Source organism: Mucilaginibacter sp. UR6-11, from assembly GCF_020880695.1.
Classification (GTDB): domain Bacteria; phylum Bacteroidota; class Bacteroidia; order Sphingobacteriales; family Sphingobacteriaceae; genus Mucilaginibacter.
The window spans coordinates 128,802-142,918 of the sequence record NZ_JAJIWO010000002.1 but is presented as its reverse complement, the minus strand read 5'-3'; the positions used below and the strand labels follow the sequence as shown (position 1 = coordinate 142,918).

At 46.1% G+C, this 14,117-nt stretch carries 12 protein-coding genes; 6 read left to right on the top strand and 6 right to left on the bottom strand.

What is annotated here, in order from left to right; all coding sequences use genetic code 11:
* Positions 1 to 24 precede the first annotated feature (24 nt).
* Positions 25 to 444, bottom strand: a complete 420-nt coding sequence (locus LJ658_RS06045) for a very short patch repair endonuclease (RefSeq protein WP_230545578.1) — start codon at positions 442 to 444, stop codon at positions 25 to 27.
* Positions 445 to 768: 324 nt separating this feature from the next.
* Between LJ658_RS06045 and LJ658_RS06040 the strand changes: the two genes are divergently transcribed.
* On the top strand, positions 769 to 1,725 hold the full coding sequence (locus LJ658_RS06040) for a CvpA family protein (RefSeq protein WP_230545577.1): 957 nt from the start codon (positions 769 to 771) through the stop codon (positions 1,723 to 1,725).
* An 85-nt stretch (positions 1,726 to 1,810) separates the two neighbouring features.
* Here LJ658_RS06040 and LJ658_RS06035 read toward each other — a convergent pair whose 3' ends face one another.
* The 4 genes from LJ658_RS06035 to LJ658_RS06020 all read right to left on the bottom strand — a co-directional run bounded on the left by LJ658_RS06035 (position 1,811) and on the right by LJ658_RS06020 (position 7,085).
* The gene (locus LJ658_RS06035; protein ID WP_230545576.1) at positions 1,811 to 2,746 is read right to left on the bottom strand and encodes a hydrogen peroxide-inducible genes activator; all 936 of its coding nucleotides are present in this window, start codon (positions 2,744 to 2,746) and stop codon (positions 1,811 to 1,813) included.
* A 164-nt stretch (positions 2,747 to 2,910) separates the two neighbouring features.
* Positions 2,911 to 4,746: a glutamine--fructose-6-phosphate transaminase (isomerizing) gene (gene glmS / locus LJ658_RS06030; protein WP_230545575.1), complete on the bottom strand. Its 1,836-nt coding sequence runs from the start codon at positions 4,744 to 4,746 to the stop codon at positions 2,911 to 2,913.
* Between the two features lie 110 nt (positions 4,747 to 4,856).
* Entirely contained in the window at positions 4,857 to 6,242 is a 1,386-nt protein-coding gene (locus LJ658_RS06025; RefSeq protein WP_230545574.1) for a DUF4270 family protein, read from the bottom strand.
* 18 nt (positions 6,243 to 6,260) lie between these two features.
* The gene (locus LJ658_RS06020) at positions 6,261 to 7,085 is read right to left on the bottom strand and encodes a glycogen/starch synthase (protein ID WP_230545573.1); all 825 of its coding nucleotides are present in this window, start codon (positions 7,083 to 7,085) and stop codon (positions 6,261 to 6,263) included.
* A gap of 151 nt (positions 7,086 to 7,236) precedes the next feature.
* Here LJ658_RS06020 and panC point away from each other — a divergent pair, with 151 nt between their 5' ends.
* From panC to LJ658_RS06005, 3 genes are all read left to right on the top strand, one after another.
* Entirely contained in the window at positions 7,237 to 8,076 is an 840-nt protein-coding gene (gene panC / locus LJ658_RS06015) for a pantoate--beta-alanine ligase (protein ID WP_230545572.1), read from the top strand.
* A gap of 111 nt (positions 8,077 to 8,187) precedes the next feature.
* Positions 8,188 to 8,538 carry an aspartate 1-decarboxylase gene (panD, locus tag LJ658_RS06010; RefSeq protein WP_230545571.1) on the top strand — a complete coding sequence of 117 codons (351 nt, stop codon included), beginning with the start codon at positions 8,188 to 8,190 and terminating at the stop codon, positions 8,536 to 8,538.
* 9 nt (positions 8,539 to 8,547) lie between these two features.
* On the top strand, positions 8,548 to 9,507 hold the full coding sequence (locus LJ658_RS06005; protein ID WP_230545570.1) for an energy transducer TonB: 960 nt from the start codon (positions 8,548 to 8,550) through the stop codon (positions 9,505 to 9,507).
* Here the strand turns inward: LJ658_RS06005 and LJ658_RS06000 are convergent, their stop codons facing one another.
* The gene (locus tag LJ658_RS06000; protein ID WP_230545569.1) at positions 9,508 to 10,035 is read right to left on the bottom strand and encodes a hypothetical protein; all 528 of its coding nucleotides are present in this window, start codon (positions 10,033 to 10,035) and stop codon (positions 9,508 to 9,510) included.
* Between the two features lie 211 nt (positions 10,036 to 10,246).
* Between LJ658_RS06000 and LJ658_RS05995 the strand changes: the two genes are divergently transcribed.
* Positions 10,247 to 10,903 (top strand): DUF4397 domain-containing protein, encoded by a 657-nt coding sequence (locus LJ658_RS05995; protein WP_230545568.1) that lies wholly within the window; start codon positions 10,247 to 10,249, stop codon positions 10,901 to 10,903.
* 292 nt (positions 10,904 to 11,195) lie between these two features.
* A complete protein-coding gene (carB, locus tag LJ658_RS05990; RefSeq protein WP_230545567.1) occupies positions 11,196 to 14,015 on the top strand; it encodes a carbamoyl-phosphate synthase large subunit in 2,820 nt (939 codons plus the stop codon).
* Positions 14,016 to 14,117: the final 102 nt, after the last annotated feature.

Below are 14,117 nucleotides of genomic sequence, written 5' to 3'. Positions count from 1 at the left end.
GTGAACTTTTGCGATTGTGGAGAATTATTCCGGAGCTAAATTTAGCAAGAGTTGGGCTAAAGTTTTTTCAGATAAAAGCCTCTTTAATTCACATTCCCAAATCGTAATAATTTTCCAGCCACCCTCTTTTAACAGTGCTTCGGCTTTTGCATCATTAGTAGCGTTTCCCTGTATTTTATTTAACCACCACTCTGTTCTGGTCTTAGGCACAACGTAGTATTTACATCCCTCATGCCCATGCCAAAAGCAGCCGTGTATAAAAATTGCGGTTTTGTATTTGGGTAATACTATGTCGGGTTTGCCGGGCAGGTCTTTTACGTGCAGTCGGTATCGTAAACCATTTTTATGCAGGAACTGCCGCACCAGCATTTCGGGTTTGGTGTTCTTACTCTTAATCCGCGACATGTTATAACTGCGGGTTTCTTTGCTGTGCACATCTGCCATAAATGTAATAACGGTAAAGTTACAGATTTGATTTGCATAGCGCGTAAACCCCTCCCTACACCCTCCCAAGGGAGGGATCCGATAGCTATCGGATCGCACAGGCCCAGCGCGCGCTCCCGCGTAAGGGATGGCAATGGATACCGGCCTTCGCGCTTAAGGCCTGCAGGCGTATGAATGGACAGCCCGGCCCCGCTTCTACCAGCGGGAACGCCATTATTAGTTAATTGGTGATTGGTTGATTAGAGATTAGTTACTATCTCTTTAAATACCAAAACAAAAATCTTTTATATTTATCCCTGGGACTCTTTTGGAGGTAGCAGCCTGATGAACATTGTAGACATCCTGATAATTATGGTGGTGCTGGTTAGCATCTGGACGGGCTACCGGCGCGGGTTTATTGTGTCGGGGCTGATCCTGTTGTCGTGGGTTACTACGCTGGTGCTGGCCTTGCTGTTGTACAAGCCTATTAGCGGGATGCTGTTAAAGGTGCTGCCGCAAACGGGGGTATGGTCGCCGGCGCTGGCTTTTATTATTACCATTATAGTGGCACAGGCGGTTATTGACGGGTTAATAGCCTGGCTGTTGGATCGGCTGCCCGACCGCGTTACCGATAGCCCCCTTAACCGCCTTGCGGGCACCTTGCCGGGGCTGATAAACGGCTATATCTGGGCGATACTGATTGCTACCTTCCTGGTGGTGTACCCGCTTGATAACGTGTTTATGCGCCAGGCCCGTAAAAGCCCGCTGGCCAAACAACTGGCCGACGATGTAGGGCTGATTAATGAGCGCCTCTCGCCCATATTTACCGATGCGCTGTTGCAACTAAAAGGTGCCGGCGAGGCTACCGTGAGCCATGACCGGATGATAACGCTGCCCTTTAAGGTAAGCGCCGCCCATGAGCGGCCCGACCTGGAAGCCAGAATGCTGCAACTGGTGAACATGGAGCGCCAACAACGCGGCCTGCAAATACTAAAACCCGACCCGCAATTAACCCGGGTGGCGCGCGATCATTCGGAAGATATGCTGCAGCGGGGCTACTTTTCGCACTATACCCCCGAGGGCCTCGACCCGTTCGACCGGATGAAGAACGGCGGCGTACGCTTTTTAACCGGCGGCGAAAATATTGCCATAACCCAAACCCTGCCCATGGCGCATACCGGGCTGATGAACTCGCCGGGCCACAGGGCCAATATCCTTAACCCGGCTTTCGGTCGGCTGGGTATCGGTATCCTTGATGCAGGGGTTTATGGGTTGATGATTACGCAGGTTTTCCGTAACTAAAGTTGTGAGTTTTGAGTTGTAAGTTTAAACTGTTTAATAAAGCGATAAGCACTCATAACTCACCACTCAAAGCTCATCACTCACATCAAAACTCCATCACCTCTTTCTTCTTCTTATTCTTCATGCGTTTGGGGACGAACTCGAGTATCTCGTTTTTCAGAGCCTCTATCATGCGGCGTTTCAGGAAGTTGCGCTGGATGACGATGCTTACTTCGCGCGCCGGCTCGGGCGATTTGAAGTAGCGTACGCGGTCCAGCTGTTTTTCGGTGAGGTCGGCCAGGGCCAGTTCGGGCAGTATGGTGGCGCCATTGTTTTGGTCGACCATGCGTTTCAGGGTTTCGACGCTGCCCGTGTTGTACTCGAAATGCTGGAAGCCCTGGGTTGATTTGCGCCGCTGGCAGATGTTGAGCACCTGCTCGCGCATGCAATGGCCCTCATTAAGCACCCAGATCTCTTCCATGTCGATATCGTCGGGGTTAATGCTTTTCTTTTTATACAGCTTGCTGTGCTTGCTGGCGTAGGCCACAAAGTTTTCGTAAAATACGGGGATCTCGATGAGGCTGCTTTCGTGCAGCGGGGTGCTCAGGATGCCGCAATCCAGTGTGCCCAGTTTTAATTGCTGGATGATCTGCTCGGTAGTTTGTTCCCACACGATGAGTTTTACCTGCGGATATTTCTGGATGAAGCCATGCAATATTTTAGGCAGGATATAAGGCGATACGGTGGGGATGATGCCCACCTTCAGCTCGCCCGACAGCTCTTTCTGGCGGTCGGATATGATCTCTTTGATCTTCTCGCTCTCGGCCAGCAGCACGCGGGCCTGGGCAACAATATCAATACCAATTTCGGTAGGCGTTACGGGTTGTTTGGAGCGGTCGAACAGTTTTACCCCCAGGGTATCTTCCAGCTTCTGGATCTGCATGCTCAGGGTGGGCTGGGTAACAAAACATTTGTCGGCGGCTGCCACAAAGCTGCGATAAGTATCAACGGCGACGATGTATTCTAACTGTGTGATAGTCATGATATAGATATAATCTATGTAAAGATAGTAATCTTATAGATAGTCTTTAGTCGGGAGTCTAAAGTCTTTGGTCAAAAAAAAAGCTATGCTTATAAACGGAAAAGGCCTTTACTATTTGCAAAGGCCCTTCTGTTTATGACTTTAGACTAAAGACTTCAGACTAACTACTCCACCGTCACCGATTTTGCCAGGTTACGTGGCTGGTCTACGTTGCAACCGCGCATTACCGCTATGTGGTAAGCCAGTAGCTGTAACGGGATGGTGGCTAACAACGGCACAAAGGCGTCGTCGGTTTGTGGTATTTCTATTACGTATTCGGCCATGTCGCGTACCTGGGTATCGCCTTCGGTTACAATGGCAATAACGTGGCCGCCGCGGGCCTTTACTTCCTGTATGTTGCTCACCACTTTCTCATACGATGAGTTTTTGGTGGCGATAAAGATCACCGGCAAATCGGCATCAATTAAGGCGATAGGGCCGTGTTTCATTTCGGCAGCCGGATAGCCCTCGGCATGCACGTAAGAGATCTCCTTAAGCTTTAAAGCGCCCTCAAGCGCCACCGGGAACGAGCTGCCCCTGCCCAGGAACAAACAGTTGTTGGCATCTTTAAACCGGGCGGCAATTTCTTCAACGCGGTCATTGCATAACAGGGTGCGTTCAACCAGTGCGGGTATCTCGTCCAGTTCGGTTAAATACTCCACCAGCTTGCTTTGGGTAATGGTACCCCTTTGCTGCGCGATGTAAAACGCGATGAGCGTTAAAACAGTAACCTGCGCGGTAAATGCCTTGGTTGATGCCACACCGATCTCGGGGCCGGCATGGGTATAAACCCCGGCGTCAGTGATCCGCGGGATAGACGCGCCAACCACGTTGCAAATACCGAAGATGGTGGCACCGCGTTCTTTGGCAATCTCTAAAGCAGCCATGGTATCGGCAGTTTCGCCGGATTGTGATATGGCTATCACCAAATCTTTTTGGGTGATGATGGGGTTACGGTACCTAAATTCAGATGCATATTCAACCTCAACCGGTACGCGCGCATATTCTTCAATCAGGTACTCGCCCACCAGGCCGGCGTGCCATGAGGTACCACAGGCCACTATAATTATCCGGTCTACGTTTTTAAGTTTTTCGGCATACTCTTTAATGCCGCCCAGTTGTACTTTGCCCTGTGCCGGGTAGATACGCCCGCGTAAGCAATCACGGATAGAACGCGCCTGCTCATAAATCTCTTTTAACATAAAGTGGTCATAGCCGCCTTTTTCAAGGGCTTCCAGCTTCATGTCCAGCTCGTGTATGTAGGGGGTTTGTATGGTATTATCAATATTCTTGATCAGCAGCTCATCGCGGTGGATGTAAGCAATTTCATTATCGTTTAAGTAGATAACGTTTTTAGTATACTCTACAATAGGTGTTGCATCTGAGGCTACAAAATATTCGCCTTTGCCCACGCCGATCACCATCGGGCTGCCTTTGCGGGCGGCTATCAGGATGTCGGGCTCATCGGCGCTCATAATCACAATAGCATAGGCGCCGATAACTTTGTTTAAGGTTATCCTGACGGCTTCAGCCAGGTCAAGGCCGGTTTCTTTTTGGATATCTTCAACCAGGTGTATTAAAACCTCGGTATCGGTATCGCTTTTAAAAACATGGCCCTTGGCTAATAACGTCTCTTTGATAACGCCATAGTTTTCAATAATGCCGTTATGTATGATGGTTAGTCTACGGTCGCCTGATGAGTGCGGGTGCGAGTTGCGGTCGCTTGGGGCGCCATGCGTTGCCCAGCGGGTATGGCCCATGCCAACAGTGCCGCCAAGGTTTACTCCTTTTACAAAGTTCTCCAGATCACTTACCTTTCCGGCTTTTTTATAGACTTTCAGCTCTTTATCATACAGCGCAATTCCGGCGCTGTCATAGCCCCTGTATTCCAGCCGGTGCAGCCCTTTAATAATTATTGGATAAGCTTCTCTATAGCCTATGTAGCCTACAATTCCACACATAAAATAAATAGTTAGTGATTTAGCAAAAATAAGCAGCGATATGACAATAACAACAACAATAGCAATTTACTAATATTAAAATTAATAAATTGCTATTGCGGCAGCTGTTGTTATTTAACTACTTTGGTATAAAAAAGATTAAGTTTTATACGGTAGGGCGATGCGGTATCAAAACCGACAGCAATGGTACGGCCGTCAACCTGGGCGGTTGGCGCCACAGAAACCGAACTGGTAGGGATTACCGGGCCTATAAAGGTTCCGTAATCGGTGGTTTTACCACGCATCAGGTCCTGTATATAAGCTGTTATCAAAAAATGATAATTTTGATGCTGCAGATCATAAAAGCCGGCCGTTGTTGCTTCAGCGAAGTACCTTGGGTCGCTGCTGGCAGCGTCCTGTATCAATTGTACCTGGTTAGCCAGGTCATAACGGTACATGGCCAGCTTCGGCAGCGGTGCAAACGGTATCGTAGATCCCGGCGCGGCGGTAACTACCAGCTCGGCATGGTTTACAATAACATCGCCGCCAATAGTTTTAAGGATGTTTTTAAGATAAGGGAAACTTATCCGGCTTTTTAAGCCACCCATACTTTGCAAATAAAAAGTTTTGCGATTGGTGGTACTGTTAGCCAACTCAGCCTTGATGGTATTTGAATGCGTGTGTTTTATTTCTGCGGCATGTAATCTGCTCGGTAATACCAATACACCGGTATCAATAACGCTGCCATTGGTGTTGCGGTAATAAATCTGAACGGCGGCAGCCGAATCCAAAGCGAACATAAACGTACCACCCGGCCCCGATTGATTTTGATCAAGCGTTACATATAGCCCGTTAACGTTATTTTTAAAAATAAGGTTTGAGCTAAGTTGTGCAGCGGGTGCAGCGTATAGTATGCTGTTTACAAAGCTGGTGCTTATCGGTATCCTTAATTGCGGCGGTACCTTTATAAGGGTATCAGGCGCGCCGGCAATAGGCGTAATAATTTTGATGCTGTCGCCGGTTCTTGATATAAAGGATTTTGAACCCAGTAACGTGCCTTTATCAGCGCTCCAGGTTTTATTGCTGTAATAGGTATGGCCGCTAAGTATCCGCTCTTTTAGCTGGTATACATTTGCTTTATATCTTGATGCGATAGAGTCGCCATAGAAACTATTGGGCGCATATCTTAAAACCAGCATGGCCGAATCAATAACAACTGTTCCGACAGGTAATGTAAACGCAGAGCTGCCCGGTAAATTAAGATCAATAGCCAAATTTGCTTCTGTAGTACCAAACACCGGGTCTTTAAAAAAAGACAGCGGTGTGCGCGACAAGCCGTTGGTTATCAAACTATCTTCACGCACTGTATTAACTACAATGGTTGACGAATCTATTAAATTGCCACTTATCTGGTTTGATGATATTACACCCAAACCAATAGTATCCTGGTTCTTACAACCGCCCAAAATAAAAAGACTTATCAACAGGGTTAATAAGTCTAGTCTTATAAATTTCATATATCGATCTCTCAAAGCTTATACAACATTCACCAATTCCTCATTGGTAATTTCGTCGTAAAAATTGTAATAATTTTCGAAATCTGCGGTAGAATTGAATTCTAAAACTGATTTTTGGCTGTTTTTAACATTATTTAACACATCCTCGTTAATATTCTCGCCCGCCAATACAATAGCGTCGCTATACTGGATAGCGCCTTCGTATAAGGCAGTGTTAGTGCCGGCCTTGTAAACGTCCGTATGTTTATCGGTCATGTCGCCCATAACGGCTTTACGTGCAAAATCATCACTTAAGCGGCCCGTAAAATCATTCTCATAAATTGAATAAACCACTTTTGAATGTTTAAAAGTAGGATCGTCTTTATAAGTAGTTTTTAAATAAGCAGGAACCAATGCACTCATCCAGCCATGGCAGTGAATAACATCAGGCGCCCAGCCCAGTTTTTTAACAGTTTCTAATGCTCCTTTGCAAAAGAAGATCATACGCTCATCGTTATCAGCGTAAAATTTGCCATCCTTATCCTCAAACACATGCTTACGCTGGAAATATTCTTCATTGTCTAAAAAATATACCTGCATACGCGCCGCCGGGATAGATGCCACTTTTATGATCAACGGATTATCGTTATCGTTAATTATGATATTCATACCCGATAACCTGATCACTTCATGAAGTCTGTTCCTTCTCTCATTGATATTTCCGAAACGAGGCATCAGGATACGAATTTCGTAACCTTTTTCCTGCATGGCCTGCGGAAGCTGGCGTGTAATTTCAGAAATTTTAGAGAGTTCAAGGAAAGGTGACATTTCATGAGTTATAAACAAAAGCTTAGATTTACCCATCTCCAAATCAGAATTTAAATTATGTAACAACTCAAAAAATTTGAGTGTGCAAATATAAGCATTATATATGAAGTATCAATCAATTATGCAAGTAGTTTTTGGTTATTTTGTATCATTTATGCAACTTCGCCCTCTTTTGTAATATATAACATTGAAAAACTTCACTAAAAAGGCCGAATTGCAACAATATCTGGCCACATTAAGGGCCGGGGGGGCCATTGTTACGTTTGTACCCACCATGGGCGCCCTGCACCCGGGGCACCTGTCACTAATAAAGCAGGCGCAGCAACTGGGCAATGTGGTGGTTTGCAGCATTTTTGTTAACCCAACGCAGTTTAACGACACAAAGGACCTGGAGATCTATCCGCGCCCCATCCTGGAGGATATCAAAAAGCTGGAGCAGGTTAACTGCGACATCCTTTTTAATCCGGATGTTGATGAAATGTATGCCGGCAATGAAAGCTGGCATTTGGATATAGGCGAACTGGAGGGCCTGCTTGAAGGAAAGTTCAGGCCCGGGCATTACCAGGGGGTTACCCAGGTGGTATATAAGCTGTTTACCATTGTTAAGCCCGACATTGCTTTATTCGGTCAAAAAGATTACCAGCAGTTTTTGGTAATCAGCCGCATGGTAAGCCTGTTGAACCTGCCCGTTAAGCTGGTAATGTGCCCTATTGCGCGCGACGCCGACGGCCTGGCCCTAAGCTCCAGAAACATACACTTAACCCCTGCCGACAGGCAGCACGCGCTTATTTTATCAAAAACATTAAACAGCATAAAACAACAGTTTAGCCCCGATCATATTGATCAGCTGCAGCAGCAGGCCGTTACCGCTATTAATAAGGAGCCGGGCGTAACATTGGGTTATTTTGAAATAGCCGACGCCGAAACCCTGCATCCGGCCAGTAAAAGCACTAAAAAGTTTATCGCCCTGGTAGCCGCCACCGTAGGTAAAACAAGGCTGATTGATAATGTGGTTTTGAAAGATTAGAGATCGGTGGTTGAAGATTGCGCCTGTCAAATTAGCATCATTGATTTCCATAATAAAGTCAACTAATCTTCAATCTTTATTCTTTAATAACTAAAACACTAACTTTGCACCATGATTATTGAGGTATTAAAATCAAAGCTTCACCGGGCCCGGGTAACCCAGGCCGAGTTAAACTACGTTGGTAGTATTACTATTGATGAAGATTTGATGGACGCGGCAAATATCATTGCCAATGAGAAGGTGCAGATTGTAAACAATAATAACGGTGCCCGTTTTGAAACTTATGTGATAAAAGGCGAACGCGGCAGCGGTACCATATGCCTTAACGGCGCTACCGCCAGGCTGGCGCAGGTGGGCGATATCGTGATCATCATGTCATACGCGTACATGGAGATGGACGAGGCGCGCGCTTATGAGCCTATCCTAGTTTTCCCGGATACCGATAATAAGCTGTTAAAATAATTAGCCCGCATGAAACTTTCCTGGATTTTGATATTGGTTGTTATGGCTGCTAACTGCGCCGCTCAAAAACAACAAAAAATATATTTCAGAAAAAATGACGGCCGGTATCTACCAACCAGGGAAGGTTGCGACTACATGCAGCTGATACAGGAAACCGGTTACCAAACCAACATTTATAACGTTTTTGAATATTATCCCGATAGTGCAAAAAAGTTTATAGGCCAATCTACCAAAATTGTTCCGCTTAACCTGGAGGGGCCGGCCATGAGTTATTTTCATAATGGTAAAAAGATGCGCTTTTGTACGTATAAAGACAATAAGCCGGTAGGCCTGGTTTATGACTTTTATCCCAATGGTAAGCCCTATACCGTAAAGGATTATTTAGTTACGGCAGATGATTCGGCAACCCGGTATAATATTATAGCATGCCTTGACTCGGCCGGTAAAGCACTGGTTACCGACGGTAACGGATATTTTGCAGGGTTTGATGATGATTTTGAATACCTGCAGGAGTACGGGAAAATAAAAGACGGAAAACGCGACAGCCTGTGGACAGGTAAAGATGAGCAACTGAAACTAAGTTTTACCGAGCGTTATGACAATGGTAAGCTCATGACGGGTTTGTCTGTTGACTCAGCAGGCGTTAAGCATAGCTATCAGCAAAGAAGGGCGTGGCCCCAATATAAAGGCGGCTACAAAGCATTTAGAAATTTTTTAAGTAAAAGAATAGTTTATCCAATTGATGCCCAAAACAGATCTTATGAGGGCATGGTGCTGCTGTCCTTTACAATAGAAAAAGATGGCGTGCTCAATGACATAAAAGTGTTGCATGGTGTGGACCTTATAATGGATAAGGAAGCCATAAGGGTTTTAAAAGCATCGGCGGTTAACTGGCGGGCAGGTACCGCCTACGGGATACCGGTAAAGGTTGGTTTTAGCGTGCCCATAAACTTTACTATCGACGATTAATTATTTAGCCGGGTAAGCATTCAGCCCCAGTATTAAACGCAGGCTGGCGTCGGTATCAATTTTACGGCGCAGCTCATAAACCATTTTTATCTTGATATCCGGCTGGCGCACCAGCTTGTCTAAAAAGGTTGAATTATCTATATCCAGCACCAGGGTATTACCAACGTCCGGGGTGATCTCGGTGCGCGAAGCCACTAAAATCTCGTCCTTACCATCCTCGCGCGACATATAGACCTTTAGCTTTTTAATATTACCCAGGTTAAAAGTAGCCGGGTCCATCGACTCCAGCCGGGCCGAAATAATGCTTACTTCACTTACATTATCCCCGTTATTACCGCTTTTTGAGAAGTTTTGATCAAAACTGGTAGCAAGGCTCACGGCAGCATAGCTCTTGCCGGTTTCTGCTGATGCGGGTATAACCAGGGTAGCCGTATACGGAAACGACGATTTAACTATTGATTGCAACATACCGCATGAACTGAGTACTAACGGCAACAGCAATGAAATAAATAACGCTTTCTTTATCATGGAGTTATTGTAAAATAAGTAATTATTTCATTTATAAATATCGGGATATTAAACGAAAAATTACATTTAAATGTTGACCGGGCAGGTATCGGCAGCCTGATTTAAATAACCGCTAATGTTAAATAATTTCAATTGAATAATTTAATCAATAATTTAGCGTTTTGGCTGCTGACCAATTATTCACTAAAAAAGAACTGTTAATTAAACAACCATGAAAAAAATATTGTTTTTGTGTTTAGGCGCTGTTGCATTGCTCTCGTCATGCGTAAAGAAAAATGTACCGCCTACCGGCGATGCGCACATCCGTTTTGTAAATGCTATACCCGGCTCTATTAACCAGGACGCCTATATTAATACAACCAAAGTGGTAACCAACCTGGCGTTCGGCGTGCAAAGCTCATATATAACTTATACTGCAGGGATCAATGCCCTGTCAATAACAAATGTAGGTACCACTATATCAAATCTGACTTATAACTACGGTTCAAACATCGGCGACTATGCTACCGTGTTTTTTTTCAGGAGTTTTACCGGCGAATTAATTTCGGGCGGGATAGTTGATAACATGACCGCGCCGCCTGCAGGTAAAGCGCGCGTAAGGTTTGTAAACCTGCATAACTATTTAAACGATTCTTTTAAAATGACGATCACCGGCGGGGCAACTTTGTTTAACGACCTGGTGTTTTCTAACGCATCGCCCTATTTTGATGTCGACCCGGGTACTTCTTTTACGGCTACAGCAGCAACCGTAACTAACCCAACGGTAATTAGCTTTAACCCGCAGGCCGGTAAAATTTATACGATCTGGATAAACGGTGCATCATCAACCGAGCTCAATGCTTATCCATTTATTCAAAATTATTTCTAAAAATAAACAAAGCCCCGTTAGGGGCTTTGTTGTTTAAAGCCCATATCAAACCGGGGTTTTACCCCGCACCCGCCGCGCCTAAAACCGGGTTGGAAAAGCCAAACGTAATTTTTTAAAAAAAGCGCACAACCTAGCCGCAAAAATTCTATCTTTGCACCCCGACGCTGAGGTCGGAAAACCTGCTATCAGCGCATAGTATTTAGTCCCTAGTCCGCAGTCAATAGTTCACAGTTGTTTCAGACTTGGGCAAGACTTAAGACTCAGGACTTGAGACTCTAGACTTAAAAAGACTATGCCCAAAGACACCTCCATTAAATCTGTACTGATCATCGGCTCAGGCCCTATTATTATTGGCCAGGCCTGCGAGTTTGATTACGCCGGATCGCAAGCTGCACTATCCCTTAAAGACGAAGGCATCATCGTATCAATCATCAACAGTAACCCCGCCACCATCATGACGGATAAGGTTATTGGCGACCACGTATACCTGCTGCCGCTAACCGTTGAAAGCCTTGAAAAGATCTTACTCGAACAAAAAATTGACGCTGTGCTGCCTACCATGGGCGGCCAAACTGCGTTAAACCTTTGTATCGAGGCTGATGAGCAGGGCTTATGGAAAAAATACGGGGTAAAAATTATCGGGGTTGATATTGCCGCGATAGAAAAGACCGAGAACCGCGAGGCCTTCCGCCAGTTAATGGTTGATATCGGCGTGGGTGTGGCAACTTCAAAAATTGCCAACTCGTTTTTAGAAGGTAAAGAAGCCGCGCAGGAAATTGGTTTCCCGCTGGTTATCCGCCCAAGCTATACCCTTGGCGGTAAAGGCGCAGGCTTTGTACATAAAAAAGAAGATTTTGACGCTGCCCTGAGCCGCGGCCTGCAGGCATCGCCAACCCACGAGGTATTGGTTGAGCAAGCGGTATTAGGCTGGAAAGAATATGAGCTGGAGTTGTTACGCGACAGTAACGATAATGTGATCATCATCTGCTCTATCGAGAACTTTGACCCGATGGGCATCCATACCGGCGACTCGATAACCGTGGCCCCGGCCATGACGCTGAGCGACCGCTGCTACCAGGAAATGCGTAACCAGGCCATCAAAATGATGCGCGCCATTGGCAATTTCGCAGGGGGCTGTAACGTACAGTTCTCTGTTAACCCGGCTGATGAAGCGATTATCGCTATCGAGATTAACCCGCGGGTATCACGTTCATCAGCACTGGCATCAAAAGCAACAGGGTACCCTATTGCCAAGATCGCTGCCAAACTGGCCATCGGTTATAACCTGGATGAAATAGAAAACCAGATCACCAAAACCACATCAGCTTATTTTGAGCCGACGCTGGATTATGTGATCGTAAAGATCCCCCGCTGGAACTTTGATAAATTTAAAGGCGCCAACCGCGAGCTGGGCCTTACCATGAAATCAGTAGGCGAAGTGATGGGCATTGGCCGCAGCTTTATTGAGGCCCTGCAAAAAGCCTGTCAGAGTTTAGAGATAGGCCGCGCCGGATTGGGTGCCGATGGCAAACAAAGCCGCAACCTTGACGAGATCATGCATAGCCTGGAGCATCCAAGCTGGGACAGGTTGTTCCATATTTATGATGCCATGAGTTTGGGCGTACCAATGGAATCGATCCGTAAGGCTACCAAGATAGACCGCTGGTTCCTGAACCAGATCCAGGATATCGTAAACATGGAAACCGAGCTGCGCCGTTATTCTATCGGTAACATTCCCGAAGATTTCCTGTATACCCTGAAGCAAAAAGGATTCTCAGACGCGCAGATCGCTTACATCCTTCATAACAATACTACCGAAGAGGATGTTTACCAGCGCCGCAAAGAACTGGGCATTAAGCGCGTTTACAAAATGGTTGATACCTGCGCTGCCGAGTTCCCTGCAAAAACACCTTACTACTACTCAACTTACGAGGGCGAGAACGAATCCATCTCATCTAATAAGAAAAAGATAATTGTATTAGGCTCGGGCCCTAACCGTATTGGCCAGGGTATTGAGTTTGATTATAGCTGTGTACACGGTTTACTAGCCGCCAAAGAGGCCGGTTTTGAAGCTATTATGGTTAACTGTAACCCTGAGACGGTATCAACCGACTTTAATATGGCCGATAAGCTATATTTCGAGCCGGTGTTCTGGGAGCATGTGCGCGAGATCATTGAGCTGGAAAAACCTGTAGGGGTAATCGTTCAGCTGGGTGGCCAGACGGCCCTGAAGATGGCCGAGAAAATGCATGAGCACGGCATCAAGATCATCGGTACCTCGTTTGATAACATGGACATCGCCGAAGACCGCGGCCGTTTCTCTGACCTGTTGAAAGAACTGGATATCCCTTACCCGAAATACGGCGTTGCCGAAAGCGCCGAGGAGGCAATTGAGGTTGCCCACCACGTAGGTTACCCGGTATTGGTTCGCCCAAGTTATGTATTGGGCGGCCAGGGCATGAGCATTGTTATTAATGATGAGGACCTGGAGAAAGCGGTTGTAAGCCTGTTAAAAAACTTACCGGGCAACCGGGTATTGATCGATCACTTCCTTGATCGCGCATCTGAAGCCGAATCTGATTCGATCAGCGATGGCGACGATGTGCATATCGTTGGTTTAATGGAGCATATTGAACCTGCGGGGATCCACTCGGGCGATTCATTCGCGGTACTGCCGCCGTTTGATCTGTCGGACAACGTGATTGCCAAAATGGAAGAGTATACCGCTAAAATAGCGCGGGCCTTGAACGTGTGCGGTTTGTTGAACATCCAGTTTGCCATCAAAAACGAAGAGGTGTATGTAATAGAAGCAAACCCGCGCGCTTCACGTACGGTACCTTTCATCGCCAAAGCTTATGATGTGCCTTATATCAACATCGCCGCTAAAGTTATGCTCGGTGTAAACAAATTAAAAGACTTTGATATTGTGCGTAAACTTAAAGGCTACGCTATAAAAGAACCGGTATTTTCTTTTGATAAGTTCCCTGAAGTTGAAAAACAACTGGGCCCCGAAATGAAATCAACCGGCGAGGCCATCCGTTTCATCCCTGATCTGGATGACCCTTACTTCAGGCATTTGTACAAAGAGAAATCAATGTATTTGAGTAAATAACCCCCCAGCCCCCTGAAGGGAGAGTAAAAAGGCAATTATAAAAGAGCGATAAGGTTTACCTATCGCTCTTTTTATTTATACTGAATGCAATCGGCTCCCCCT